At 66.7% G+C, this 26,233-nt stretch carries 28 protein-coding genes; 7 read left to right on the top strand and 21 right to left on the bottom strand.

Annotated features, from left to right (window positions below):
- Positions 1 to 6 precede the first annotated feature (6 nt).
- The 6 genes from AB0L82_RS03010 to AB0L82_RS02985 all read right to left on the bottom strand — a co-directional run bounded on the left by AB0L82_RS03010 (position 7) and on the right by AB0L82_RS02985 (position 5,269).
- Positions 7 to 453 carry an anti-sigma factor gene (locus tag AB0L82_RS03010; RefSeq protein ID WP_364630125.1) on the bottom strand — a complete coding sequence of 149 codons (447 nt, stop codon included), beginning with the start codon at positions 451 to 453 and terminating at the stop codon, positions 7 to 9.
- Positions 454 to 498: 45 nt separating this feature from the next.
- On the bottom strand, positions 499 to 942 hold the full coding sequence (locus AB0L82_RS03005; RefSeq protein ID WP_364630122.1) for a response regulator: 444 nt from the start codon (positions 940 to 942) through the stop codon (positions 499 to 501).
- Positions 939 to 2,555: a CHASE3 domain-containing protein gene (locus AB0L82_RS03000; RefSeq protein WP_364630119.1), complete on the bottom strand. Its 1,617-nt coding sequence runs from the start codon at positions 2,553 to 2,555 to the stop codon at positions 939 to 941. Before AB0L82_RS03000 ends, AB0L82_RS03005 begins: the two co-directional genes overlap by 4 nt.
- The gene (locus AB0L82_RS02995) at positions 2,552 to 3,739 is read right to left on the bottom strand and encodes a SpoIIE family protein phosphatase (protein WP_364630116.1); all 1,188 of its coding nucleotides are present in this window, start codon (positions 3,737 to 3,739) and stop codon (positions 2,552 to 2,554) included. The genes AB0L82_RS03000 and AB0L82_RS02995 overlap by 4 nt, the downstream gene beginning before the upstream one ends.
- A 103-nt stretch (positions 3,740 to 3,842) precedes the next feature.
- On the bottom strand, positions 3,843 to 4,382 hold the full coding sequence (locus AB0L82_RS02990; protein WP_364630114.1) for a TerD family protein: 540 nt from the start codon (positions 4,380 to 4,382) through the stop codon (positions 3,843 to 3,845).
- Positions 4,383 to 4,441: 59 nt separating this feature from the next.
- Positions 4,442 to 5,269: a SigB/SigF/SigG family RNA polymerase sigma factor gene (locus AB0L82_RS02985; RefSeq protein WP_364630111.1), complete on the bottom strand. Its 828-nt coding sequence runs from the start codon at positions 5,267 to 5,269 to the stop codon at positions 4,442 to 4,444.
- Positions 5,270 to 5,497: 228 nt separating this feature from the next.
- On the opposite strand from AB0L82_RS02985, the gene AB0L82_RS02980 reads away from it, so the two are divergent.
- Positions 5,498 to 6,064, top strand: coding sequence for a GAF domain-containing protein (locus AB0L82_RS02980; protein WP_364630108.1), 567 nt, complete (start codon positions 5,498 to 5,500; stop codon positions 6,062 to 6,064).
- 25 nt (positions 6,065 to 6,089) lie between these two features.
- On the opposite strand, the gene AB0L82_RS02975 is transcribed toward AB0L82_RS02980, so the two are convergent.
- From AB0L82_RS02975 to AB0L82_RS02930, 10 genes are all read right to left on the bottom strand, one after another.
- Positions 6,090 to 7,130, bottom strand: a complete 1,041-nt coding sequence (locus AB0L82_RS02975) for an AraC family transcriptional regulator (RefSeq protein WP_364630105.1) — start codon at positions 7,128 to 7,130, stop codon at positions 6,090 to 6,092.
- Positions 7,131 to 7,232: 102 nt separating this feature from the next.
- Positions 7,233 to 8,159: a lysophospholipid acyltransferase family protein gene (locus AB0L82_RS02970; RefSeq protein WP_364630102.1), complete on the bottom strand. Its 927-nt coding sequence runs from the start codon at positions 8,157 to 8,159 to the stop codon at positions 7,233 to 7,235.
- 6 nt (positions 8,160 to 8,165) lie between these two features.
- Entirely contained in the window at positions 8,166 to 9,011 is an 846-nt protein-coding gene (locus AB0L82_RS02965; RefSeq protein WP_364630099.1) for a GNAT family N-acyltransferase, read from the bottom strand.
- 211 nt (positions 9,012 to 9,222) lie between these two features.
- Positions 9,223 to 10,290: an S-adenosylmethionine:tRNA ribosyltransferase-isomerase gene (locus AB0L82_RS02960; protein ID WP_364630096.1), complete on the bottom strand. Its 1,068-nt coding sequence runs from the start codon at positions 10,288 to 10,290 to the stop codon at positions 9,223 to 9,225.
- Positions 10,287 to 10,973 (bottom strand): SDR family oxidoreductase, encoded by a 687-nt coding sequence (locus AB0L82_RS02955; protein ID WP_364630094.1) that lies wholly within the window; start codon positions 10,971 to 10,973, stop codon positions 10,287 to 10,289. The genes AB0L82_RS02960 and AB0L82_RS02955 overlap by 4 nt, the downstream gene beginning before the upstream one ends.
- 43 nt (positions 10,974 to 11,016) lie before the next feature.
- A complete protein-coding gene (locus AB0L82_RS02950; RefSeq protein ID WP_364630091.1) occupies positions 11,017 to 11,772 on the bottom strand; it encodes an ABC transporter permease in 756 nt (251 codons plus the stop codon).
- The gene (locus AB0L82_RS02945) at positions 11,769 to 12,788 is read right to left on the bottom strand and encodes an ATP-binding cassette domain-containing protein (protein WP_364630088.1); all 1,020 of its coding nucleotides are present in this window, start codon (positions 12,786 to 12,788) and stop codon (positions 11,769 to 11,771) included. The genes AB0L82_RS02950 and AB0L82_RS02945 overlap by 4 nt, the downstream gene beginning before the upstream one ends.
- 55 nt (positions 12,789 to 12,843) lie before the next feature.
- The gene (locus AB0L82_RS02940) at positions 12,844 to 13,461 is read right to left on the bottom strand and encodes a PadR family transcriptional regulator (RefSeq protein ID WP_364630085.1); all 618 of its coding nucleotides are present in this window, start codon (positions 13,459 to 13,461) and stop codon (positions 12,844 to 12,846) included.
- Positions 13,462 to 13,470: 9 nt separating this feature from the next.
- Positions 13,471 to 14,499, bottom strand: a complete 1,029-nt coding sequence (locus AB0L82_RS02935; RefSeq protein WP_364630082.1) for a hypothetical protein — start codon at positions 14,497 to 14,499, stop codon at positions 13,471 to 13,473.
- Between the two features lie 114 nt (positions 14,500 to 14,613).
- Complete coding sequence (locus AB0L82_RS02930; protein ID WP_364630079.1) at positions 14,614 to 15,906, bottom strand: NAD(P)/FAD-dependent oxidoreductase; 1,293 nt, start codon at positions 15,904 to 15,906, stop codon at positions 14,614 to 14,616.
- Between the two features lie 113 nt (positions 15,907 to 16,019).
- On the opposite strand from AB0L82_RS02930, the gene AB0L82_RS02925 reads away from it, so the two are divergent.
- Positions 16,020 to 16,877 (top strand): LysR family transcriptional regulator, encoded by an 858-nt coding sequence (locus AB0L82_RS02925; RefSeq protein WP_364630076.1) that lies wholly within the window; start codon positions 16,020 to 16,022, stop codon positions 16,875 to 16,877.
- A 64-nt stretch (positions 16,878 to 16,941) separates the two neighbouring features.
- Positions 16,942 to 17,352 carry a DUF1707 domain-containing protein gene (locus tag AB0L82_RS02920; RefSeq protein WP_364630073.1) on the top strand — a complete coding sequence of 137 codons (411 nt, stop codon included), beginning with the start codon at positions 16,942 to 16,944 and terminating at the stop codon, positions 17,350 to 17,352.
- Between the two features lie 3 nt (positions 17,353 to 17,355).
- Here the strand turns inward: AB0L82_RS02920 and AB0L82_RS02915 are convergent, their stop codons facing one another.
- The 5 genes from AB0L82_RS02915 to AB0L82_RS02895 form a co-directional block, all read right to left on the bottom strand.
- Positions 17,356 to 18,297, bottom strand: a complete 942-nt coding sequence (locus AB0L82_RS02915; protein ID WP_364630070.1) for an aminoglycoside phosphotransferase family protein — start codon at positions 18,295 to 18,297, stop codon at positions 17,356 to 17,358.
- Between the two features lie 50 nt (positions 18,298 to 18,347).
- Complete coding sequence (locus AB0L82_RS02910; RefSeq protein WP_364630067.1) at positions 18,348 to 18,623, bottom strand: hypothetical protein; 276 nt, start codon at positions 18,621 to 18,623, stop codon at positions 18,348 to 18,350.
- 138 nt (positions 18,624 to 18,761) lie between these two features.
- On the bottom strand, positions 18,762 to 19,214 hold the full coding sequence (locus AB0L82_RS02905; protein WP_364630064.1) for a hypothetical protein: 453 nt from the start codon (positions 19,212 to 19,214) through the stop codon (positions 18,762 to 18,764).
- Positions 19,215 to 19,358: 144 nt separating this feature from the next.
- The gene (locus AB0L82_RS02900) at positions 19,359 to 20,318 is read right to left on the bottom strand and encodes an electron transfer flavoprotein subunit alpha/FixB family protein (RefSeq protein ID WP_364630061.1); all 960 of its coding nucleotides are present in this window, start codon (positions 20,316 to 20,318) and stop codon (positions 19,359 to 19,361) included.
- Between the two features lie 37 nt (positions 20,319 to 20,355).
- The gene (locus AB0L82_RS02895; protein WP_364630058.1) at positions 20,356 to 21,141 is read right to left on the bottom strand and encodes an electron transfer flavoprotein subunit beta/FixA family protein; all 786 of its coding nucleotides are present in this window, start codon (positions 21,139 to 21,141) and stop codon (positions 20,356 to 20,358) included.
- Positions 21,142 to 21,332: 191 nt separating this feature from the next.
- On the opposite strand from AB0L82_RS02895, the gene AB0L82_RS02890 reads away from it, so the two are divergent.
- From AB0L82_RS02890 to AB0L82_RS02875, 4 genes are all read left to right on the top strand, one after another.
- Positions 21,333 to 22,115, top strand: a complete 783-nt coding sequence (locus AB0L82_RS02890) for a class I SAM-dependent methyltransferase (protein WP_364630055.1) — start codon at positions 21,333 to 21,335, stop codon at positions 22,113 to 22,115.
- On the top strand, positions 22,112 to 23,701 hold the full coding sequence (locus tag AB0L82_RS02885) for a glycoside hydrolase family 57 protein (RefSeq protein ID WP_364630052.1): 1,590 nt from the start codon (positions 22,112 to 22,114) through the stop codon (positions 23,699 to 23,701). Before AB0L82_RS02890 ends, AB0L82_RS02885 begins: the two co-directional genes overlap by 4 nt.
- 37 nt (positions 23,702 to 23,738) lie before the next feature.
- Positions 23,739 to 25,001, top strand: coding sequence for a glycosyltransferase family 4 protein (locus AB0L82_RS02880; protein ID WP_364630049.1), 1,263 nt, complete (start codon positions 23,739 to 23,741; stop codon positions 24,999 to 25,001).
- Positions 25,002 to 25,078: 77 nt separating this feature from the next.
- A complete protein-coding gene (locus AB0L82_RS02875; RefSeq protein WP_364630046.1) occupies positions 25,079 to 26,230 on the top strand; it encodes a serine hydrolase domain-containing protein in 1,152 nt (383 codons plus the stop codon).
- Positions 26,231 to 26,233 lie beyond the last annotated feature (3 nt).

Genomic DNA, 26,233 nt, shown 5'->3' with positions numbered 1-26,233 from the left:
ATCCGCCTAGGTGTGCGGTCGGCCGGGCCCTCGCGCGTGCTGGCGAAGTCGCCGGAATTCGATGACGAGGGGGTACCCGCGCTGTGGGATGGCATACGGCCCCTGATCGATATCGAGCGAATCGGTCAGGGTGCGCACGATATGCCAGCCGAGCCCGCGGCCGTCCGCGTCGATCATCGCGGCGGTGACCGCCGCGATGCGGGCGGACAGTCCGTGCTCGTCATAGGTCAGGTCGCAGTCGAGGGCGGAACCGGGCACCGCCGCGCCGATCACCACGGTCGCGATCTCGTCCAGGGCGAGCCGGATATCACTGACCTCGTCGATACCGAAATCGGCGATATAGGTGACGGTTTCGGCGAGCGCGCGCAGCATGACCAGCTGATCCGGTGTGGCGGACACCCGGAGTCCGACCGTAGTCGGGGCCGAACACGATTGCGGGGAACCACTATTCATGTCACCCTCCGTTCTGGAATGCTACGCGATCGCCTGAATCGGAATTCACGACCGTCCGGGCAATCGGACAACCTGGACGAAGAAGTCGTCGATTTGTTTGATAGCCAGCACGAATTGATCCAGATCCACCGGTTTGGTGACATACGCGTTGGCGTGCAGCTGATAGCTGCCCAGAATGTCCTCTTCGGCGGCGGAGGTGGTGAGTACGACAACCGGGATGTGCGAAAGCTCGGGATCCTCCTTGATGCGCCCGAGCACCTCGCGGCCGTCGTATTTCGGCAGGTTGAGATCGAGCAGAATCAGATCGGGGCGCGGGGCCCCCTCGAACGCGCCGCGCTGATAGAGGAAGTCCAGCGCCTCCGCGCCGTCCCGCGCCACGTGCAGGGTATTGCCGATCTTATTGTGCTCGAACGCTTCCCGGGTGATGAGTTCATCACCCGGATCATCCTCGACGAGCAGGATGTCGATGGGCCGGGCCAGCTGCGTCACGCGCGAAACTCCTTCTCGGGGGCTGCGGATTCCTCGGATCGCGGCGAAGCGTCGAAGAGCGTGAAGTAGAAACGCGTTCCGCCGGTGTAGTCCGGATCGATCCAGATCCGGCCGCCATGGAACTCCACGATCTTCTTACACAGCGCCAATCCTATTCCGGTTCCGCTGTATTCGTCCCTGCTGTGTAACCGTTGGAAGATCACGAAAACCTTATCGGCGAATTCGGGCGCGATGCCGATACCGTTGTCCGCCACCGAGAGTCGCCATCCCGGCTGCTCACCCGGCTCGGGTTCGCAGCCGACCCGCACGATCGGCGGCACACCGGGGCGCTGGAACTTGATCGCGTTCCCGATCAGGTTCTGCCACAGCATGATCAGCAGCGTCGGATCACCCGTGATCTCGGGCAGTGTATCCGGGCGATCCAGGTGCATGCCGGTGTCCTCTGCCGAGGCCAGGTTGGCCACTGCTCGATCGAGTGCCCGATCCAGTCCGGTTCTAACCGAATCGCCGTCCACCCGGCCCACCCGGGAGAAGGTCAGCAGATCCTGGATGAGCACCTGCATGCGCTTGGCGCCGTCCACCGCGAACTCGATGTACTGCTTCGCACGATCGTCGAGTTGATCGCCGTACCGCTTCTCCAGCAGCTGACAGAACGAGGCCACCTTGCGCAGCGGCTCCTGCAGATCGTGCGAGGCGACGTAGGCGAACTGCTCCAGCTCGGCATTGGAGCGGCGCAATTCCATTGCCTGCGCGTCCAGATCGGCGGCCAGTTCGGCCAGCGTGGCCTCCTGGACCCGGCTGGATTCGAGTTCGGCGACGATTCGGCGGCGCATACCCTCGACCGCCTCACCGACCGCCGTGAGATCGGCCGGACCGGAAATGGCGATGCGGTGCCCGAAATCGCCCTCCGCGACCCGTCCGGTCGCGGTGCGCAGGGCGTGCAGCGGGCGGGCGATCAGCCGGCGCACCAGCATCATGAGCGCGAGACCGGTTAGCAGGAAGGCCGTCACCATGCCCACCAGTGCGGCATTGCGGACGGTGCGCTGGCGCGTCAGATCCTGATTGCCCTGTCGCACGGCCGCGTTCAGACTCGCGTTCTGGTTCGCGAACCGCACCCGCAGATCGTCGAACGCCGCCTTGCCGCGTGCGGCGAGAGCACCGTCGAGCGGGCGCGGTACGCCGGGGGTGACGGCGTTTCGCGCGGGCTCGGCGAAGTCCCGGCGCCAGATATCGGCGGACCGTTCCACCTCGTCGAGATCGTTCAACTGTTCGGGGCGATCGTGCAGGAGCTCACGCAGCCGGGCCACCGACCGCGCCTCGTCCTGCTCGCCGTCGGTGTAAGGCGCCAGGAATTGCGGATCGGCCGCGATGGCGTAACCGCGAATACCGGTCTCCTGATTGGCCAGTGCTGCCTGCAACCGGTAGGCCTCGGTGGCGGCGGGTTGAATCTGGAGGGACAGGCGATCCGAGACCGCGGTGGTGCGCGCGATGGCGATGCCGGCCACCCCGGAACCGGCCACCGCGACGATCACCATGAGCGCGAGCACCAGCTGGAACCAGGACTGCACCGTCATATGCGCGGTGCGGTTCAGCACCCGATCGGTATTGTTCATCGGCTGTCCGCGGTCCAGCGCAGGTACATCGCCGCCACATCATCGGCCAGGCCACCGCGCTGTTCGGCCAGCGCCTCGGCGCGGGCGATGAGCTCGTCCAGGAAATCGTCCGGGCGTTCGGCGGTCACCGTGCGTGCCAGCGCGAGCAGCCCCTGCTCACCCAAGCGCTCGTCCCCCGGGCCGGTATGCCCTTCGAACAGTCCGTCGGTGAACAGCACCAGACCGGCGCCGGGCGGCACCGAATGCTCGTGGATCGGCCAATCCGCTTGTCCCGGAAAGAATCCGAGCGCCGGTCCACCCGGCACCTCCAGCCAGGACACATCGGCGCCGGTGCGCACCAACATGCCGGGATGACCGGCGCGCATCACCCGGATCGTATGGCTGCCGGGCAGCAGGGTCAGGGTGGTCAGGGTGGCGAAGGTATGCGGTCCGGTGCGTTCGGCGCGTAACAGCTCATCGAGCAGCTGGAACTGCCTGGCCCCGGTGATACCGCTGAAAACCAATGTGCGCCAGGCCAATCGCAGCGCCACCCCGGTGGCGGCCTCATCGGGCCCGTGCCCGGAGACGTCACCGATGAGCACGTGCACCGCGCCGTCCGACCGCTGCACCACATCGTAGAAATCACCGCCGAGCAGTGAATGCGCGCGACCCGGCCGATACCGGGACACCACATCGACGATCGGATCGCCGCGGAACAGCGGGGTGGGCAGCAGGCCGCGCTCCAGGCGGGCGTTCTCGAGCGCCCGCATCTGCCCGGCCCGCAGCGCCACCGCCGAACGCTCGGCCTGTTTGCGCTCGATCGCGTATCGCACTGCACGACCGAACAATTCGGCTTCGACCCGGCCCTTGACCAGATAGTCCTGCGCACCCGCGGCCACCGCCGCCAAACCGTTGCGCTCCTGATCGAGTCCGGTCAGCACCACCACCGGAACCTCGTCGTTCACCGCCCGAATGCGCTCGAGCGATGCGAGCCCATCCGAATCGGGCAGGTGCAGATCGAGCAGCACGCAGTCCGGCGCCGCCTCGGCCAATCGCTCGCAGGCGAGCGCGAGGCTCCGCACCCAGACCAGTCGCACGTCGGGGGAGCCCTCGTCGACCAGTTCCTCGACCAGCAACGCGTCGGCTTTATCGTCTTCGACCAGCAGCACCGTGAGCTCCCGGTGCCGAGTTCGCCCGCTGGACATCGATCGCATCCTCCTTCCGGACGCTCACCATGTCATACCCGGGGCCGCGCCGGAAGTTGGTGCACGATGTTCGCGCGTCGCCGGGTATCGGTCGCCGTCGCGCTCACGACAGTGGCGCCAGGTAGGCGACAGCGTGCGGAACGGCTTCGGCCACGTGAACCGCTGGAATGCCCGCCCCGATATTGTCGAAACCCCAGAATTGCTGTGTGCGAAAGAGTTTGCCCATCACCAGAGCCGTATAGGGACCGCCGGTGAGGACACAGCGGGTGATCTCATTCGTATAGTCGATATCGAGCAACCGGCAGTACGCGTTGTCGATGTCCTCGAAGCTCTGTCCGGTGTATGAGGTCACCACCACGATGATCGAAGTCACTTCCGGTGCGAGCTGGGCCAGATTGAACGAGATGACCTCGTTGTCCCCCCGGCCTTCGCCGGTCTGGTTGTCACCGGTATGCCGGACCGAGCCATCGCGCGATAACAGCTGCTCGTGATAGACCACATCCAGCAACGCGTCACCACCGAACAGCAGCGCCGCGATATTCAGGTCGATCCTGTTCGCGACGGTGCGCTCGGCGTCCCAACCCAACGCCACCGCAACGCATTCGAGCGCGGAACCGTCCGGGTGCTGAAGAAGAATTGCCACCGGGTGTCACCTTTCGTCCACCCGGCTATTCCCGGTCCGACCCGGACGAAACGGCGCTGTCAATCCCGGAGTGCTTGCTCGCACAGCGTATCCAGGGTTCGGCACAGCATGCGGGAGACCTGCATCTGCGAGACGCCGAGCTGTTCGGCTATCTCGTTCTGGGTGCGGAATTCGAAGAAGCGCAGGACCAATACGCGCTGCTCGCGCTCGGGCAGCTCGGCGATCAGCGGCCGCACCGCCAGATAATCCTCCACATGGCGGTATTCGGGATCATCGGCGCCGAGCGCCTCGTTCCGGGATATCGCCGCATTGCCGTTCTCGTTCTCGGTCACCGCGTCGATCGGGGTGGTCTGATAGGCGTTGCGGGCCACCAGCGCCTGGGTGACCTCCTCCAGCTCCACCTGAAGTTCGGCCGCGATCTCCCGCGCGGTCGGCGCGCGCCGCAGCCGATGCGTCATCGCCTCGGTGACCGGGCCGAGCAATTGCTGAATCTCCTTGACGCGCCGGGGAACTCGCACCGCCCAGGTGTGGTCCCGGAAATGCCTGCGCACCTCGCCCATAATGGTCGGGATGGCGAAAGCCAGGAAGGTCGCGCCGTAGCCGGGATCGAAGCGGTCCACCGCCTGCAGCAGTCCGAGCCGCGCGATCTGCAATAGATCGTCGAAAGTCTCACCGCGTCCGGCGAAACGGCGGGCGATATGTTCGGCGAGCGGCAGACAGCGTCGAATCACATCCTCCCGCAGCGCTTTTCGGCGCGGATCGGATATCGCGACGGCCGCGAGCTCGGCCAGCAGGGGCTCGATATCGTCGTAACTGTCGCGACCGGGGCGGGCGGTGCGCGCGGGCTCACCACCCGCGGAATTACGAAGCTGGGTTCTGGTCTGCACTGTGACACCCTCTGTCGTCGCACGAAATGCGTTCGACTGCCGGGGTCAAGGACAGCGGTTTCGGAGAAAGACACGAGGTCCGAAGACGAATCGTGCTTTTCGACCAGCTTAGCAGCGATATCGAGGGTTCGGCGGCTATCGGTCCCGGAATTGGGTATCCGTCCGAGCAGTCGCGCCCGCGGTCGCCGGTACCGAACTGGCCGGCAATCAGGAATCAGGAGATCCCGCATGTCCAACGCCGCACCGACGAGCAATGATCGGGAGTCCCGGCTGCTGGACGCCTTCGTGCAGATGGCGGACACCCTGGTCGACGATTATGACGTCACCGACCTGCTGCATGGACTCGTCGCCCGCAGTGTGGAACTCCTCGACGTCGCCACCGCCGGAATTCTCATGTCAGATCAGCGCGGGCTGCAGGTGCTGGCCTCCTCCACTGAACAGGCCGCGCAGCTGGAACTGTTCCAGATCCAGACCAACGAGGGTCCCTGCTGGGATTGCGTGCATTCCGGGCAGCCCGTCTGCTCCGACGATCTCACGGCCGAATCGCACCGCTGGCCGATCTTCGGCCCGCGCATGCTCGAGGAAGGTATCACCAGCGTGCACGCCTTCCCGATGCGCTTGCGCCAGGAGACCGTCGGCGCCCTGAATCTCTTCGGCCGGGCGCCAACCGGCTTGCCGGACAAGGATATTCGCGTCGCACAGGCCTTGGCCGATACCGCGACCATCGGCATTCTGCAGGCGCGCGCCCTGCGGCGCGCGGGAGTGCTCGCCGAACAATCCCGTGACGAGCACTGACGATCTCGCGACGAGCGGCGGCCCGTCAGCGGTGACCGCGCAATGGCGCCAGCAGGCGATTCTCGCGGGCGTACTGGCCCGGGGTTTGACCGCGCCAGCTGCGGAACGCGGTGCCGAAGGCGGAGACGCTGGCGTAGCCGAGGCGGTCGGCGACGCTCTCCACGGTGAGGCCGGTGCTGAGCAATTCCTCGGCGAGCAGGCCGATGGTCTCGGAGCTGAGTTCCCGAAAAGTGGTGCCCTCGGCGGCGAGTCGGCGGCGCAGCGTGCGCACGCTGATATTGAGATCGGCGGCGATATCGGACTGTTCGGCCAGGCCGTGCCGGTGGATGAGCAATTCCCGGACCTGTTCGCTGACCCCGAAACGATTGCGGCGGCGCTGCACGATCTCGGCGCACTGCTCCTCGTAAAGCTTCATACTGGCCGGATTCGCCTGCGGCAGCGGCAGTTCCAGCGCCGCGGTGGGCACCGTGAGCGCCGAGCGGTCGGCGTCGAACACCATCTCCGAGACGCCGAGCAGGGTGGAGACCGCCTCGTACATCGGATGCATGGGCAGGGCCAGTTCCAGGCGCACGGCGGGCAGCCGCAGCGGCAGCAGATCCTGCTGGGTGATGCCGATGGCGACCATATCCCGCTCCAGGGTGAAGCGCCGCAATTCGGACGGCACCGCACTGTCGTCGCGAATGATCTCCACCTGTGCGCCTTTGGCTTCCAGCCGGATCTCACCCGCCGCGAAGGACAGGTCCAGATAGCGCAGGCCGAGTTCGAGCGCCTGCCGCAGGGTCGCACTGGTGCTGAGCGCGAAACCCCAGATCCCCAAACTGGTCGGATGACACAGCATGCCCGCCAGCAAACCCAGACCGGGTTCGTCGTCGGTGCCCGCCACGATATTTCGCATGAGCTCGAATTCCTGCTCACGGGTGATCATGACGTCCGGATCGGCGATATCATCCGGCGTAATACCCGTTCCGGACAGCACATTCCGCAGCGCCAGCCCACGCTGGGCAGCGAATTCGACCAGCAGAGCGGCATTGTGGATGGCGCGAAGACGCCCGGGCGCTTCAGACATGTCGCCATCTTCGCAAACATCCGGCTCGCAGCTACCCGAAATCTGCGCGCACGGCACGCGGTGACAGAGTTCGCGTGCCGTGCGGTCTGTCCGAACCGCCCGTCAGACCCGGACCGGGAGTTTCGGATGCCGGTGTTCGGGGGCCTGCACGGTCAATTCGGTACGGTCCGAACCGGGTTCGTCGCGGCCGACGATATCGGCGAAGGCACGATCCACCGCGTCACCGCGAATGGCCTGCTCGCACCGATTCGCCAGTTCACGGCGATCGGTTCCGGGCTGTTCCAGGGGTTGCAGCACCAACTCGGCCACCACACCGCGCGAGCGCAGTACGCGGCGGAACGAATCGGCCATGGTGTCGACGCCCACGAAACCCGGGACGGTGCAGACCTCACCGTGCCGATCCAGATAGCGCAGTCGAATCGGCTGCACCGGGGTATCGGTATCGATGGCGGCCTGGAAGAGCGCGGGCCGCAGGCGGCCGTGCGCGCGACCGCACCAGGTGGTGCCCTCCGGGAAGATGCCGATGCGCTCACCCGCGGCGAGCCGATCGGCGATACGCCGCACCACCCCGGGCAGTTCGCGCAGGCGTTCGCGCTCGATGGGGATGACACGCACCTTGCGGGCGATATCGCCCAGCACCGGCCATTCGATCATATCGGCGCGGGCCACGAAGGCGGTGGGCTGCACCGCCGACAGCGCGATGATATCGGTCCAGCCGATATGACCGGCCACCACCAGCGTGCCCCGCTGCGCGGGCACAACGCCGCGCTTGTCCACGACGCGGACCTGAATCCCGCAGCAGGACAACAGGGTCCGGGCATAGCGTGTTTGCAGCCGGGCCCGGTAGCGGCGCGGCGTCGCCAGATAGGCGATCGGGAAGGAGACGGCGACCGCGCCGATACCCGCGATACGGGCCGCGAAACGGAATCGGCCTGCCTCAGCGGCGGTTTCGACGCATTCGGGTCCGCACGGGCTGGACGGCATCCAGGCGTGCGCGGTCGGGGCGGCGGGCGGGCATTCGGGCATCATGGGTCATCACCGCTCGAGAGTGGCCACCGCGCCCTGCAGGCGCTCGAGGTAGCGGGTGTTGATGGTGTCCAGGCCCAACAGGGCGACGAAATCGGCGACGGCGAACTCGGGATCGTGTGCGGGCTCACCGCAGATCTCCGCACCCAGGCGCAGGTAACCGCTCAGCAGCGGCGGCATCTTCGGGCGGGCCGGGGCTGCCAGCTCGTCCAGGGTGCGACCGTCCACCACGACCGGGTTGTACGGGCGCACATGCCGATCAGCTTGCAGCGCATGCTTTTTCAGCAGCAGATCACGCACGCCGCGCACATTCACACCGGGCGCGTCGGCCGGGGTGGCCTGCATCGGCACCGAAACGCAGCCCATGATCCAGTCGTAACCGGTGAGCTGGATGTAGTGCAGGATGCCCGCCCACATCAGGGTCAGCACCGAACCGTTGCGGTGATCGGGCACCACGCAGGCGCGGCCCATCTCCACGATCCGATTACCGGTGGGATCCAGTGCGGCCAAATCGAATTCGGTCGCGGTGTAGTAGCCGCCGGCGGCGGTCACCTTGTCCGGGGGCAGCATGCGGTAGCAGCCGACGAACTGTTCGGTGAGCTCATCGCGCACCAGCAGGTGATCGCAATGCTCATCGAAACGGTCGGCGTCCAGGCCGGTGCCATTGTCGGGAATGCTGAAGCCCGGTTCGGCAGCGAACACCTGATACCGCAGGCGCTGCGCCGCTTCCCGATGCTCGGCATCGGAGGCGACAACCAGGGAGTACTGGGAGCGGCCGGTGGTGCGGGGCGGCTCCGGAGCAATATATGACTCGCGTGGGAGCAGGCTGGAAGTCGACGCTGCCTTGGTGGTCATACGGTTGATCAAGCCAGTCCCAGACTGCGCCGGAGCGACCGCCGGATGGCGTCTCGATGCCAGTCCGGTGAACGCGACGCAGACCACACCGCGCGTTCATCCGACCGCCACGAAACGTTCCCTACCAGGACTGATGCTCGTATCCCGAGTGGGTACGACCCCCGTCCGAGCCCTCGAATCGAGTGCCCCGCGAGCGCCGGAGATGGCGACTCTACGCCTCGTCCGCGGGGCCGTCCGCGCCGGGTCGGTCCGCGAACAGCAGCGCGGTATCGCCGAATTCGTGCCACAGATATCCGGTGCCCAGCGCGATGCGGTAGGCGTGCCGCACCACCTCCGGTCCGGCGACCGCGTCCAGCAGATGCAGATGTGACGCCCCGGGTGCGTGCCAGCCGGTGATCAGGCCGTCCACGACGCGCGCGGGATGGTGACAGCCGAGCACCAGCTCGGTCCAGCCCGATGCCGCGTGCACCAGACCGTCTGCCCCGACGGCGGATTCGAGGGCGCGGGTGACCGTGGTGCCCACCGCCACCACCCGGCCGCCCATGGCGTGCGTGAGGTTCACCAGTTCGGCGGTGAGCGCGGGTACCGCGAAGCGTTCCGGGTTCGGCGGTTCACCGGTCTCGGGCGAGGAGACGCCGGTGTGCAGGGTGATCGCCGCCAGCCCGATCCCGCGCGCCACCAATTCGGTGATCAGCGCATCGGTGAACGGCCTGCCAGCACTCGGCATTTCGGCGCTGCCGGGTTCGCGGCCGAAGACGGTGCGGTAGTAGTCGGCCGACCAGCGTTCGGCGATATAGGAATACGTGATCGGCCTGCCGTACCGCGCCAGCAGCGCGGGCACATCGGTGTCGGTATCGGCGATCCACAGGCGGTCCGCGCCCGGGAACCACGGGCGGCGCAGCACCGCCCGGTGACCACCCGGAATGCCCACGCGCGCACCGGTTTCCGGCGATGTTCCGGCCCACGGTGTACCGCGCGGGTCACGCAGTTCCACCACCCAGCCGCCGTCGTCCAGCCGGGTCGAGAAGTGCAGCACGACCGCGTCTTCGCCGTATCGAGCCGCGACGGCGGCGTTGACCATGGCCGAATTGTTCACCACCACAAGGTCTCCCGGGCGCAGGAAATCCGGCAGCTCCCGGAAGCGGGCGTGCGTCACCGCGCCGCCGTCGCTGACCAGCAGGCGCACCTCATCGCGCGCGAGCCCGCGCGCCTCGGGCGGACTGGTCGCGGACAGCTCGTCCGGGAGGGTGAATTCCACCGCTTCCAGCTCGACCGTCATGACGACACCGGGAGTTCGGAAGCCACATAGCGGCCGCTCGCGGGGCGGGTGCCGAGCAGGTGCAGCAGGGCGGGCACCACGGTTTCCGGCTCCGGGCGATCGGAGATGTCCTCACCGGGGAAGGCCGCCTGATGCATGGCCGTGCGCATATCGCCCGGATCGAGGCTGTAGATCCGCAACTCGGGCTGCTCCGCGCCCAGCACCGCCGTGAGCTGATCCAGCGCCGCCTTGGACGACCCGTAACCACCCCAGCCCGGATACGCGCCGACGGCGGCGTCCGAGCTGATGTTCACCGCAACGCCGTCGGCGGCGCGCAGTAGCGGCAGGGCCAGTTGCAGCACCGCCAGGGGCGCAACGACATTGGTCTCCAGGATCGCGCTCAGGTCGGCGAGCGCGATCCGGTCCAGGGTCGGCAGCGGGCTCGGGCCGAGCGCGCTCGCGTTATTGAGCACCAGATCCAAAGGATCGGAGCCCAGGGCCGCGGCCAATAGCTCGCGGTGTCCGGGATCGGCGATATCCCCGGCCACCGCCCGCGCTCCGGTCGCGGCGGCGACCTTCTCCAGCTCCGCCGCCCCGCGCGCGGTAATGATCAACTGCCACCCTTGTTCGGCGAGTGCGAGCGCGACCGCGCGCCCGAATCCCGCCGACGCCCCGGTGATCAGGGCTCTTCTCTGCTTGCTCATGATCCCATCGTGAAACCTGAACCTCAGTTCAGGTCAAGGTCTTTCACGCGTTCTCGCGGGCGAAGCTGCGCGCTCCGATCACCATGAGCAGCAGGGCCACGCCCACCGTGACAATGGTGCCGACGTACACATCGGTCGAACCGAAGTCGCCGCGGAACAGGGCGCGCGCGGCATCGACGGTGTGTGAGAACGGATTCGCCTTCGCGATGTTCTGCAACCAGGTCGGACCGACATTCATCGGCAGCAGAATCCCGGACAGCAGCATGATCGGCACCGAGACCGAATTCAGCACCGAGGCCAGGGTCGATTCCTCCCTGGCCCACAGGCCCAGGGCGTACGACGCCGATGCGAGCCCGGCCGCCATCACCGAGATCAACAGCACCGACAGCACCAGGCCGAGCGGATCCGGGCGCAGGCCGAAGGCCGCCATGGCGACCCCGACCAGCACCAGCGCCTGCACGATGAGCACCGCCATATCCTTGAGCACCCGGCCCACCAGCAGCGCACCGCGCGGGGCCGGGGTGACCCGCTGGCGTTCGACCACACCGGCGCGCAGTTCACCGACGATGCCGAAACCGGCGAACATGGCCCCGAACAGGCCGATCTGAATCACCAGGGCGGGCGTGAGCAGTTTCCAGGGGTCCGCGCCGAAGGATCCGGCCACGCCCTTCAGCAGCGGGCCGAACAGCACCAGGTACAGGATCGGCTGGGTCAATCCGATGATGACCCACACCGGATTTCGCAGATTCGACCGGAGCTGGGACCAGAACACCAGACCGGTATCGCGCAGGAATGTCATGAGTGGTTTCCTTCCCGGAGCGAACGGCCGGTGAGGGTGAGGAAGACATCATCCAGGCTGGGACGTTTGATGGTAAGCGCACCCGGAGCGATACCGCGATCGCCGAGGGCGTGCAGCAGCGGCACCACCGCCGCATCCCCCTTGTCGACGGTCAGATGTACGAGAGTCGTTCCGGCGTGGCCGTTCTCATGCCCATCGGTGCGCAACCGGCTCCGCACGGCGACCGTGGCTTCGGCGATCTCCATGGCGAGATCGGCGCTGTCACTGTCGATTTCGAGGCTGATCACATCGCCGGAGATGCTGCGCTTGAGCTCCTCGGGTGAGCCCTGCGCGACGATCTCACCGTGATCCATGACCAGCACCCGATCGCACAGGGCGTCGGCCTCCTCGAGGTAATGCGTGGTCAGCACCACCGTGGTGCCCTCATCGCGCAACCGCCGAATGTGCTCCCACAGGTTCGCGCGCGATTGCGGATCCAGCCCGGTGGTCGGCTCATCGAGGTAAATCAGGAATGGGCGGTGCACCATGCCCAGGGCGATATCCACCCGCCGCCGCTGCCCGCCGGACAGCTGGGCGCATTTGCGGCGGCCGAGCCCGTCGAACTCCAGGGCTTTGGCCAATTCCGCCGCATTGGCCATCGCCTCGGCCTTGGACAGGCCGAAAAGTCTTGCCTGCAAGACCAATTCATCGTCGACCAGCTCATAGTCCGAGGTCGATCCGCCCTGCGGGACGTAACCGATCCGGGAGCGCACGGTGCGCGCGGCGGTGCGCAGATCCGCCCCGGCAATGGTCGCCTCCCCCGCCGTGGCCGCCAGCAGGGTCGAGATCATCCGCAGCGTGGTGGTCTTGCCCGCCCCGTTCGGCCCGAGCAACCCGATGATCTCGCCGTCGTACACATCGAAGTCGATACCGGAAACCGCTTGCACGGCACCGGTTTTGGTTTTGAATGTGCGAGCCAGCCCGCGAACCCGGATGGCCGGATCCGCGTCGTGGCGTCGCTCGAGTGTCGTTTCCACACCCCAACGGTAGAAACGAGATTTTTAATAGTCAAGCTTGACTATTAAATCTTGACTAACGGATCGTCGGCACCGACCAGGAACCACCCGCACCGTCGGTCCACACATCCAGCTCACCGCGCTCGATGCGGCCCAGCGTGCGCCGTGACCACTCCAGATCCGCCCGGGTGTGATCGGCGGACAGCCGGATGGCATCGGCCACGTGATACGGCTCGGCCTCCTCGGGCTTACCGCTGCCCGCCAGAATCCGCTCCTCCTCCCGCTCCAGAAACACCAGTGCCGCTTCGAATTTGAGAATCCGACTGCGCAACGCCGCGATCACGTCCTGCTTGGGGGCGTGCGGAAACAGCGCCACCGTCGCGAAATACGGATGCTTGAGCTGATCGGCGTCGAACAGCGCGTCCCGCAGCATCTCCCCGAACTGCTTCTCCCCCTCCGGGGTCAGCCGGTAGGTGGTGCGCTCGGGTCGCGCCCCCTCCTGCCCCACCTCCCCCACCGAGATGAGCCCGTCGCGGGCCAGCGTATTCAACGCCCCGTACACCGACCCGGGCTTCACATTCGCCCAATCATCCGCATGCCAGGACAACAATTCCCGCCGCACGTCATACCCGTGCACGGGCCCCAGCAGCCGCACCACCGCCAACACCAGCAAACGCGTTGTAGGAACACCCATATCCGCAGGTTAGCGCGCCCGATGATGCCTGCGGGTTGGAGCCTGGTCAGCAGGATCCAGCACACTTACCGGTGTACCGTCGCGCACCACGAACAGCAGCGGGGTGATCGCGGCATGGCCGTGGGAATCGTCGGCATAGGTGCGCTCGACCAAGCGCAGCATCTGCCGCGTCGACTCCATCGTGTCCAGGGTGCTGTGCGGGAACGCGTAGAGCACGGTGCGCCGGGGTACCGAGACGATCATCTCCCCGGTTCCCAATAGTCGATGCGCCTCGCGCATAGCGGCCGGATCGAACAGCTTCTCCGCGGCGAAGTCGTACCCGGAGAAATGGGCGATGCGCAGCCACTGCAACTCGGTGAACTGCCACTCGTAGTGCAGCGCGGCAAGATTGGCCATGGCTCGATCCGGCAGCCGCTCATCATCGGCCTCCGGATGGCCATCGAGGATCGCCTGATACGAATCGGGCCGATCGTGTGCGTAGGAGACGACAATGCGCTGCCGCTCCGACCCGAAGGTGAAGTGCGGCGCATGCGCGGCATCGGGCCAGCCGCCCGGCTTCAGCAACGGATACACATCGGCGAGCGGATCCGCGACCGCACTCGAAGGAGCCTGCCGAGCTTCGACGGTCCGGGTCTCCGTCGTCAATTCCGCTGGCAGCCATAGCCTCTGGACCTCACGCTGCACCGCTACAACGAGCGTGGCCAGTTGCTCGTAGTCGGAAAGCGCCGCGGAGCACGGCAATCCGCGACGCCAGTTGTATGGAGCATCGGAATCGGGCTCATCCCAGCCCTGTGCGGTCAGCCACGCCGCCACGGCCGCCGTCTCTCCCGCACCGGCGTCGACCACGACTTCGCAGTAGAGCTCAGCGCTGCCCCGCACGAATTGCGCCGACAACTCACGCGCGGTAAGCGACAGGTAGGTTTCCGCCGGAAGGTTGAACAGTGTCCGACCCAACGCCGCCGAAAACGATTTCCACAGCAGAGTTTCCGGCGTCCCGGACGCCAACTGCTCTCGCTCCCAGAAAGTTCCGTTCCCCATTCGAATTCTCCCTCCCCGTCGAATAACCGCAGCTTACCGAGGGGCACCGACAGGTTTCGGGCACAAAGGAGCCGCCCGGTGGGGACTACCGGGCGGCTCGGGACGGGGGCTGGGTCAGGCCGCGCGAGGCGGTTCCAGAGCCTTTGCCTCCGTGGTCTTTTCGACCTCGGCGAAACCGGGGCGGCCGGTGCCGATGAAGGCGACCAGCCAGGAGAACACCGCGGCGAAGCGGTTGCGGAAGCCGACCAGATAGAACAGGTGGACGGCGAGCCAGGTGAACCAGGCCAGGGTGCCGGTGAACTTGATCTTGTCGTTCAGCTTGGTGACGGCACTGAAGCGGCTGATGACCGCCATGCTGCCCTTGTCCCAGTAGTTGAATTCGGTGGCCGCCTGCTTCTTGCCGCGAATGATGTCCGCGACGTGGCGGCCCTCCTGCATCGCCACCGGCGACTGGCCCGGATAGCCCTTGAGCGAGGTCATATCGCCGATGGCGTAGATATCGGCGTGACCGCCGACGGTGCAGTCCGGATTGATGAGCAGCCTTCCGGCACGGTCGGTTTCGCAGCCGGTGGCCTCGGCCAGCAGTTCGGCGAAACCGCCGACCTGCACGCCCGCCGACCACACCACGGTCTCCGCGGCGATACCGCGCTCCACACCGTCCTTGCTCTTGACGGTGACCTTGCCCTCGTCGATATCGGTGACGAAGGTATCGGTCAGCACCTCGACGCCGCTCTTGGTGAGCGAGCCCTTCGCGTACTCCGAGAGTCCGCCGCCGAACGGGGGCAGCACCACGCCCGCGCCTTCGACCAGGACCACCGAATCATCGGTGTCGTAGTACCGCTTGGCGAGTTCCTTGAGCTGGCCCGCGACCTCGACACCGGTCGCGCCCGCGCCCACCACCACGAAGCTGAGCAGGCGGCGGCGCGTCTCGGGATCGGCGGTCTTGGCCTCGGTGAAGACGCGATCGATCTGCGCGCGCAGGGCCTTCGCATCGTCGATGGTCTTGAGCGAGTAGGTCTTGTCCGCGAAATCGTCACGGCCGAAATAGGACTGGCTGGCGCCGGTGGCCGCGATGAGCGAGCCGTAGCGGATCTGCTTAGGGCCCTCGGCGGTCTCGTAGGTCAGGATCGCGTTCTCGGCGTCGATGGCGGTCACCTTGCCGACGCGGGTCTGACCGTTGCGGTGATGATCGAGGATGTTCTTGATGGGCGGGGCGATCTCATCGGAGCCCAGCACACCCGTAGCGACCTGGTAGAGCAGCGGCTGGAAGAGGTGTTCGGGGGTACTCGAAATAAGGACGTAGGGAACCTTCGACTTATTGAGCTGTTTGGCGGCGGCAAGCCCACCGAAGCCCGAACCAACAATGACGACCTCTACGGTCTCTACACCCGCACCCGCGAACGACATGACAGCCTCCTTCTCTCATGACTAACCGCGATTCGGAACGTGAATGTTCCAGGGGTCAGGGCGCATAATCAATATGACTCTTATCTAGATTGATCATGAATTGGAGAAGTGCCGTGGAGCTGCGACAGCTGGCCTACTTCGTAGCCGTTTGCGAGGAGCTCAGCTTCAGCCGCGCGGCCACCCGCTGTTTCATTTCGCAATCAGCGATCAGCCATCAGATCGCGCGACTGGAACGCGACCTTGGCGTACCCCTCTTCGAAAGGTCGACAAGATCGGTCGTACCCACCGACGCGACCACTCGGCTACTTCCCCTTGCGAAGCAAATGTTGAGCCTGGAATCCGCCATTCGCGCAGCTGTACGGGCCTCCGGCCCACGAATTCGCCTCGCCGCCAATATGAGCTTCGCAACAAGATCGCTCTCCGCCATCGCCGGAGCGCGGGAAGCGCATCCGGGTGCGGAAATCGAATTCGTCATCAAACCGTTCCGTCAGCGCATTCAGGCGGTCGCGGACGGCGACTGTGATCTTGCTCTCATCCGGGGCAGTGTGGATCAGCCCGGACTGACCGTCGAGAAGCTCTGGGTGGAGGACCTCGTCATCGCCACCTCCACCGCACACCCCTTGGCCGGGCGCACGGATGTGACGCTCGCCATGCTCGGTGCGTATCCGCTATTACTACCCGGGGAACACGATCAGGTGCTGCTGCACAATGTGGTGCGCTCGGCCTTCGCCGATCTGCCCACCGGTCCCGCGTACGGCCCGCCCATTCCGCCGGACCACACCGCCACCATGGAACTCATCAACCGGCCGGACGCCTGGACCATCCTGTACGCGGACTCGCACACCGAGGGCATCGCGACCCTGCGGCTCACCGGACATCCACTGCGAATACCGGTATCGGCGGTGGTGCGCAGCGATATTCGCCCCTCCCCCATCCTGACCACGCTGCTGGCCGCCCTGCACTGCGCGTGAAATTTCCTACTCCCCTGCACAATCGGGGCAGCGAACGGCCGCGCACCGCCCTACGCTGAGGATCGTGAGCCAGGAGAACATGCGGGCCTCCGATGCCGACCGCGAACAGATCGTCACCAAACTGCGGTCGGCCATGGATGACGGCCGGATCAATCTGCACGAATTCGACGAGCGTGTGCAGCAGGTCTACGCGGCCAAGACCTACGGCGAACTGACGCCGGTGCTGTCCGACCTTCCCGCACAGCGCAATTCCAAATCCGGACCCGCCATCGCCAAGGATCCGGGCGTCTTCCCGACCTGGGTCAAGATCATGTGGACGCCCTGGGTCTTCGTGAGCATCCTGGTCACGCTGATCTGGCTGGCCACCGGTATGGGCTACTTCTGGCCGTTCTGGGTGGCGGTGCCGTGGGGTCTGGCGCTGTTCATTCCGACCACGGTCGGCTACCTGGTCAACAAGGATCAGCACAACCGCTGACGGTCAGATCAGCGCGTGCGCGACCGCGAGATGCAGTCGCAGATCGTCGGGCTCGTCATCCTCGACAGCCCAGACGATCTCCTCCATGGCGCGCATGAACGCCCAGCCCCGCGCCCGCTCGGCGGACACCCCGAGCGCGACCGCGGTCCGATCCACCACCGCCGCCGCGTGTTCGGCCACCGGATCGCTCTGCACCTGGATCATCACCAGAAACCCCGCGTCGAACGCCGCCTCGCCCAGATACGCCTTGGGATCGATGAGCAGCCACGGCTCCCGTTCGGCGGCAACGATATTGCCCAGATGGGTATCGCGATTGACCACCAGCAGCGGACCGTCCGGCACCGCCAGCCGCTCACACCATTCCCGCGCGCGAACCAGCAGCAGATCCGGAATCACCTGTGCGATATCGGCTTCCGGCGCACCGAACATCCCTGCCCATTCGGCCACCATTCCCGCCGCCTCGGGCAGCGGCGGGAATTCGGCGGGCACATCCGCGGGCTCGCACCGCAATCGGCGATACAGCGCGCACGCCTGCTCGATCAGGCCGATATTCTCCGGCCGCCCTTCCAAACTGGGAAAGCCCGGCTGCACGAGCAGCGGACTACCCGGCTTCGCCCATTCCAGCAGCAGCGAATTCGTGCTGGGGTCGAATTCGAGGAGTCGCACCGCGCCATCGCCGCGATAGCAGTACAGCCCCGCCGCCTCGCCCAGGTTCTCCGGATCGATCACCGGAATCTTCAGGACCGCGACCGATCCGTCCGCCCGCCGCACCGGCGCGACATAGGAATGCGTCCCGCCCCCGAACGCCTCCCCGATGATCTCCAATTCCCAAGCCGCACAACGCTCGGCGATCACCTTAGGCAAATCCGCCAGCCACTGCCGCCCCCGATCCTCGAACACCTCGGCGATATTCTCGGCGACCTCGGGCGGCAGCATGATCGACATCGGTCCAGCCTGCCAGATTTCCGGAGCACTGCGTTCCGGCGGTTATCGGCCTAGCCGTTTCCCATGCAGACATTGCGCAGAATGCAGCCCAGCGCGAGCGAGCCGAGCACCATGGGCGCGGCCGAACCCGACAACCAGTCGCCGTTCATGAGACTGGAACGGGCCGAGCCGGTGAGGAAGTCGATGCCGGTGCTCCCGGTGGTCAGATCGGCGACCTGGGCGGCGGGGGCGTCCGCGGGCTGGAGCGGGACAGGGGCGGCGGTGGCGGCCCCGGCGCCGACCAGGAGCGTCGCGGCGGCGAATCCGGAAATAACGAGAGAGCGCATAGCACAACAACTTTCGATACAGGTCCGCGAATCTCGCGGTGCCCAGAATCTAAAGCATTGTCATTTCACAGGATGGGACTCGACGAAACCGCACTGCCCCCAAAAGCTGTGGCAGCGCGGGCGCGGACATCCTCCGGATCAGTCCGGAACCGCGGTCTCGTGCACGGTCCGCCAGAGATAGGTGCGGCCGTCGGTGACCAGGACCGCGGTCACCGTCCGGCGCGTCCTGGCCTCGCCGACGATGTTCTCGGCCACGAAACGCAGCACGATGAGATTGCCGCTGCGGGCGATCTCCTGAACATCGGAGATCTCGATCGCCAACCCGGGCTGCAGGTTTCGCGCCGACCACAGTCCGCCCAGCAGGGTCTCGCGATCCACGGCGTGCCCGGTGGTCACCACCGAGGTGAACGCCTCGTCCAGCGCACCGGAGATGCGGTCGAACACCTTGGGGAGCGCATCGGTGCCGAGCCATTCGGCCAGGTCCCAGTGGAACGCGGCGACGATATCCGGCAATCCGGGCAGTCCGGGGGCATCGGCCGTCCCGGCATCGGCACGCCCGTCCGACGGTTCTTCTCTTCCACGTCGCCCCACGGCGCAACACCTCGCGAACCTCGACAAGCCTGACGATCTTCACATGTCCGGCCCAGCCCCGACGCGGCGGGTGGGCCGGAAATGCCAATCGGCCCCCGGCTCGAAAGCCGGGGGCCGATCGAAGTGCGCTCAGCGCGAAGCGTTTCAGCCCTTGTGGGCCTTGACGGCTTCGGTCAGCTGCGGGGCGACGTTGAACAGGTCGCCGACGATGCCGTAGTCGCTGATCTCGAAGATGGGGGCTTCCTCGTCCTTGTTGACAGCGACGATGGTCTTCGAGGTCTGCATGCCCGCTCGGTGCTGGATCGCGCCGGAGATACCCAGGGCGATGTACAGCTGCGGGGAGACCGTCTTACCGGTCTGACCGACCTGGAACTGGCCCGGGTAGTAACCCGAATCGACGGCGGCGCGGGAAGCGCCGACGGCGGCACCCAGGGCGTCGGCCAGCGGCTCGACGACCTTGCCGAAGTTATCGGCCGAACCGACGCCACGGCCACCGGAGACCACGATCGCGGCCTCGGTCAGCTCGGGACGATCGCCACCGGCGACCGGCTCCTTCGAGACGACCTTGGTGACGCCCTCTTCCTGAGCCGGAACCTCGACGACGACCTTCTCGCCGGCGCCGGCCTGCGGGGCCGCCTCGACGGCGCCGGGGCGCACCGAGATGACCGGCACATCGCCGGTGGCCTTGGCGGCCACGGTGAACGCGCCACCGAAGATGGAGTGCTGCGCGGTGCCGTCGGCGTCGACCGCGATGACGTCGACGAGCAGGCCGGAGCCGATGCGCGCGGCGAGGCGGCCCGACACCTCCTTGCCGTCGGCGGTGGCGGCGACCAGGATCGCGGCCGGGGCGGCGGACTCGGACAGACCGGCGAGCACGTCGACCTTCGGGGTCACCAGGAAGCCTTCGGCCTCATCGGATTCCGCGACATAGATCTTCTCGGCGCCGGCGGCGGCCAGCGCGTCGGCCAGCTTGTCGGCGGTGCCGGGGGCGGCGACCACGACGGCGGCCGGGGTACCCAGCGCACGGGCGGCGGTGATGAGTTCGGTGGTCACCTTCTTGGGCGCACCATCGGCGTGCTCCACGAGCACAAGTACTTCTGCCATTGTCTTTCTCTCCTGAAGTTCGTTGGGCTCGGCGGCTTTAGATGATCTTCTGACCGACCAGGTAGGTGGCGATCTGCTGGCCGCCCTCACCCTCGTCGACGATCTTCTCGCCCGCCGTGCGCGCCGGCTTCGGGGTCACACCGGTCACCTGGGTGCCGGCGTTCGCAACGCCGACGGTCTCCGGGTCGACGCCCAGATCGGCCAGCGTGAAGGTCTGAACTTCCTTCTTCTTCGCGGCCATGATGCCCTTGAAGGACGGGAAGCGCGGCTCGTTGATCTTCTCGGTGACCGAGACGATGGCCGGGAGGGAGGCCTCGAGCTTGAAGACGCCCTCATCGGTCTCACGCTCACCGGAGATGCGGTCGCCGTCGACGGTCAGCTTGCGCAGGTGCGTCAGCTGCGGCAGGCCCAGGTACTCGGCGATGATCGCCGGAACCGCGCCCGCGCGGCCGTCGGTGGCCTCGTTACCGGCGATGACGAGCTCGATGCCCTCGATCTGGCCGAGAGCGGCGGCCAGCACGTAGGCGGTCTGCACGGCGTCCGAGCCGTGGATCGCGTCGTCATTGATGTGGATGGCCTTGTCGGCACCCATCGACAGCGCCTTGCGAATGGCCTCGGTGGCACGGGCCGGGCCCATGGCCAGCACGGTCACCTCGCCGCCCTGGGCCTCCTTGATCAGCAGCGCTTCTTCGACGGCGCGCTCGTTGATCTCATCGAGGATGGCGTCGGCGGCCTCGCGGTCGAGGGTGTAGTCACCATCGGTCAGCTTGCGCTCGGACCAGGTGTCAGGAACCTGCTTGATCAGTACGACGATGTTCGGCATGGGTCTTCGTCGACCTCCTGTTCTGATGGCACGGGTGTGGCGGTCGCACGATCTGCTGGCCGTACGTCCACAAGTAGCTCGCGCTGGAGATTACCCTACGTTAAGTTACTCGTGGGTAACTTAGGCTGTGATGTTCTCCATCGGCCGATCCGGTCGTCGCTGTGATATGGGCAACCGCTAACGTCGATCCAATGAGCGAGGCCGTGATACCCACCGAAAACCACACCGATCCGCTGCCTTTGACCGGTGAACGGACGGTGCCCGGTATTGCCGAGGAGAACTACTGGTTCCGCCGGCACGAAATCGCTTATGCGCGTTTGCTGGAGCACTGCGCCGGTAAGACCGTGCTCGAGGCCGGATCGGGAGAAGGCTACGGCGCCAATATGATCGCCGGCGTTGCCGAAAAGGTGACCGGACTCGATTACGACGACAGCGCCGTCGCGCATGTGCGCGCCAAGTACCCGGCCGTGGAAATGGTGCAGGGCAATCTCGCCGATCTGCCGCTGGCCGACGAATCGGTCGATGTCGTGGTGAATTTCCAAGTCATCGAACACCTTTGGGATCAGTCGCAGTTCATTCGCGAATGCCTGCGGGTCCTCAAGCCCGGTGGAAAATTGCTGATCAGCACGCCGAACCGGATCACCTTCTCGCCCGGCCGCGACACCCCGCTGAATCCGTTCCACACCCGCGAACTCAATGCCGCCGAACTGACCGAACTCTGCGTCGAGGCCGGTTTCCAGATCGAGCTGATGGCGGGCGTATTCCACGGCGCGGCCATCACCGCGCTCGATGAGAAGTGGGGCGGATCGATCATCGACGCGCAGATCGAACGCGCCATCGCGGGCGAGCCCTGGCCCGCCGAACTGGCCGCCGACGTCGCCGCGGTGCGGACCGAGGACTTCGAACTGCTCGCCGATTCCGACGCCGATATCGACGCCAGCCTCGATCTGGTGGCCATCGCGGTGAAACCGTGAGCGGTAAGGCGACACCCGTGCCGGGCCAGTTCACGCTGGTCCTGCACTCGCATCTGCCGTGGCTGGCACATCACGGACGCTGGCCGGTCGGCGAGGAATGGCTGTACCAATCCTGGGCGGCGTCCTACCTTCCCGTCGCGAAGGTACTGAGAACCCTTGCGGCGGAAGGGCGTTCGCATCTACTGAGCCTGGGCATCACACCGGTGCTGGCGGCGCAGCTGGATGACCCGCACAGCCTGTCCGGTATGCATCACTGGCTCGGCAATTGGCGACTGCGCGCCGATGAGGCGTCCATGTCCGGGAATGTCGCACTGGGCAGTCATGAGCATCGGCTCGCGAGCGAATCCCTCGAGGACTTCGAAACCCGGTGGCGGCACGGCGCGTCGCCGGTGTGGCGCGAACTCATCGATGCCGAGGCGATCGAACTGCTCGGCGGTCCGCTGGCGCATCCGTTCCAGCCGCTGCTGGATGAGCGCCTGCGCGCCTATCAGCTGAGTGAGGGCCTGGCCGACGCCCGGCAGCGCTGGGGTCACACCCCCTCCGGAATCTGGGCCCCCGAATGCGGATTCACGCCCGGAATGGAACGCGGATACGACGCCGCCGGTGTGACGCACTTCATGGTCGACGGTCCCGCGCTGCGCGGTGACACCACCCTGGGCCGCCCGGTGTGGGATTCGGATGTGGTGGCGTTCGGACGCGATCTGCACGTCAGCTATCGCGTCTGGTCGCCGAAATCCGGGTATCCGGGGCATGCCGCGTACCGTGATTTCCATCACTATGATCACGCCACCGGTCTCAAACCGTCCCGGGTGACGGGCAAGACGGTGTCCGGTCCGGATAAGGCCCCTTACGATCCCGCGCTCGCCGCGGCGGCCATCGAGCACGATGTCGCCGATTTCGTGGCGACCGTGCGCGAGCGGCTGATTTCCGAATCCGCGCGCATCGGCCGTCCGGCCCTGGTCGTGGCCGCATTCGATACCGAACTCTTCGGCCACTGGTGGCATGAGGGTCCGCAGTGGCTGGAGCAGGTGCTGCGCGCGCTGCCCGAGGCGGGCGTCACCGTCGGCACCCTCGCCGATGCCCGCGCCAATGGCTATGTCGGGGAATCGGTGCAGCTCAGCGACTCGTCGTGGGGTTCGGGCAAGGATTGGCGGGTGTGGGCCGGGGATCAGGTCCAGGATCTGGTCGATCTGAATGCCGAGATCGTGCGGCTCGCGCTCGACACCCTGGACAAGATGCGCGTCGAAATCCCTTCCGGCGATGGGCAATCCAGCTTCGGCGGGCTGCGCGACCGGGTCGCGGATCAGCTGTTGCGCGAGGCGATTCTGACCGTCTCCAGCGACTGGGCGTTCATGGTCTCCAAGGATTCCGCGGCGGGTTACGCGCGTGACCGAGCCCATGAACACGCGCACGCCGTGCGCGAGATCGCGGCCGCGGTAGCGGCCGGACAACTCGCCAAAGCGGAGCAGTTGGCGGCAGGATGGTACGCGGCCGACGGATTCTTCCCGGCGCTCGACGCGCGCAGGCTCGGCCCCGCGACGGCGGGAGCGACGGACCCGAAGGAGGCAGCTTGCGTAACCACGTAGGGGCCCGCGGACGCCGCGTTGATACAGAAGGACCCCAATGAAGATTTTGATGGTGTCGTGGGAGTACCCACCCGTCGTAGTCGGTGGGCTGGGCCGCCACGTCCATCACCTGGCCACCGAGCTGGCCGCCGCCGGGCACGAGGTCGTCGTGCTGGCGCGCCGCCCCATGGGCAGTGACGCCACCACGCACCCCACGCACTCGTTCATCGAGGACGGCGTGCTGGTGGTCGCGGTGGCCGAGGATCCGCCGGTCTTCGATTTCGGCACGGACATGCTGGCCTGGACCCTGGCCATGGGACACGCCATGGTGCGCGCGGGCATCGCGCTGAACAAGCCGGGCATCGGCGAGGGCTGGACCCCCGATGTGGTGCACGCGCACGACTGGCTGGTCGCGCATCCGGCGATCACGCTGGCCGAGCACTATGACGTGCCGCTGGTGTCGACCATTCACGCCACCGAGGCCGGCCGGCACAGCGGCTGGGTGTCGGGCCGGGTCAACAAGCAGGTGCATTCGGTCGAATGGTGGCTGGCGCACGATTCCGATGCGCTCATCACCTGTTCGGAGTCGATGAAGGACGAGGTCGAGCGGCTCTACACCCCGGAGCGCACACCGGTCACGGTGATCCGCAACGGTATCGACGTGAGCTCGTGGACCTTCCGCGAGCGCGCGCCGCTGTCCGGACCGCCGCGGCTGCTGTACGTCGGGCGGCTCGAATACGAGAAGGGCGTGCAGGACGCGATCGCCGCGCTGCCGCGCATTCGCAAGGCGCATCCGGGCGCGACGCTCACCATCGCCGGTATCGGCACCCAGATCGATTGGCTGCGCGAGCGCGCTCGTGCCCATCGCGTCGCGCGCGCGGTGAATTTCGTGGGCCGCCTGGATCACACCGATCTGCTCGGCTGGCTGCACAGCGCCGACGCGATCGTGCTGCCCAGCCGGTACGAGCCGTTCGGCATCGTGGCCCTCGAGGCCGCCGCCGCGGGCACTCCGCTGGTCACCTCGACCGCCGGTGGTCTCGGCGATCTGGTGACCGACGGCGTCACCGGCGCGTCGTTCGAACCCGCCGATGTGAACGGCATTGTCGAGGCGGTCTGCACCGTGCTCGACGATCCGACCGCCGCGCAGGATCGGGCCTGGGCCGCGCGCGAACGCCTGACCGCCGATTTCGCCTGGGATGTGGTAGCGCAGGAGACCGCGCTGGTCTACCAGTCCGCCAAGCGCGGGGTGCGCAATCCGATCGGCCGCCCGGTCATCGTGGAACGCCCACTGCCGGAACGGGATCCGAACCAGCCGTACTGAGTCCGGCGCCGCCGCGCGCCGGACTTTCCCATGGGATCACTGGCGGCGCAGAACTGTAACGTGTTCTAATTCTCCGCATGGATGTGCGAGTCGACGGCTATGCCGATCCGGCGTTCCGGGGCGTGCGCGAGGTCTTCGAGGCGAGCTTCGCGGACGGATCGAACCTGGGTGCGGGCGTCGCGGTCTACGCCGGCGATCGGCTGCTGGTCGATCTCTGGGGCGGGCTCGCCGACTCCCGGACCGGGCGGGCCTGGGAGCGCGATACGCCGTGCGTGGCGTTCTCCTGCACGAAAGCGGTCACCGCGACCGCCGCACTCCAGGTCGCCGATGAACACGGCGTGCGCCTGGATGAACCGGTCGCCCGCTGGTGGCCCGAATTCGCCTGCGCCGGAAAGGAATCGACCACCACGGTCGAACTGTTCAGCCATCAGGCCGGGCTGCCCGCCTTCGACGGACCGGTATCGGTGGCCGAGGCCGCCGATGCCGGGGCGATGGCCGCGCGGCTCGCGGCGCAGACACCCGAATGGGAGCCGGGCACCCGGCACGGTTATCACGCACTGACATTCGGCTGGCTGGTCGGCGAACTCGTTCGCCGCCATACCGATTCGACCGTGGGCGCGTACACCCGCGCGCGCCTGGGCGCGGACCTGCATATCGGCGCGGATGCCGCGGTGCGCGGGCGGACCGCGCGCAGCGAATTCCCCCCTGCCGCACAACAGGTTTGGTCCGATACCGATCCCCTGGACGCCGCGACGGTGTCCCGGCTGGCCGAGATCTTCCGCGATCCGGAGTCGATGCTGCTGCGCGGCACCACCGCACCGAGGGGCTCCTACAACGGTCCGGAGGTACAGGCGGGCGGCTGGCCGGCGGTCGGTATGTTCACCACTGCCCGGGCGCTGGCCGAGTTCTATCGAGATCTGGTGCGCGGCAGCCTGCTTCGCCCCGAACTGCTGCAGGTGGCGGTGCGCGAACAGGTGCGCGGCGTCGACGCCGCGCTCGGGCTGGAGAGCGCGTTCGGCCTCGGCTTCATGCGCCCGTGTGAGAACTTCATCGTCCCGGAATCCGCACGCCGCACCGTATTCGGCCATCCGGGCGCGGGCGGAGCGATCGGCATCGGCGATATCGACAACGGTATCGCCATGGCGTTCATCCCGAATCTGCGCCGGGATTGGCTGGCCGGTGATCGCCGGGCATATCAGCTGATCGAGGCCGTGTACGCCGCGCTGTAGACG

This window comes from Nocardia sp. NPDC052001 (genome assembly GCF_040680615.1).
GTDB lineage: Bacteria > Actinomycetota > Actinomycetes > Mycobacteriales > Mycobacteriaceae > Nocardia.
This window is presented reverse-complemented; position numbering and strand designations above follow the sequence as displayed.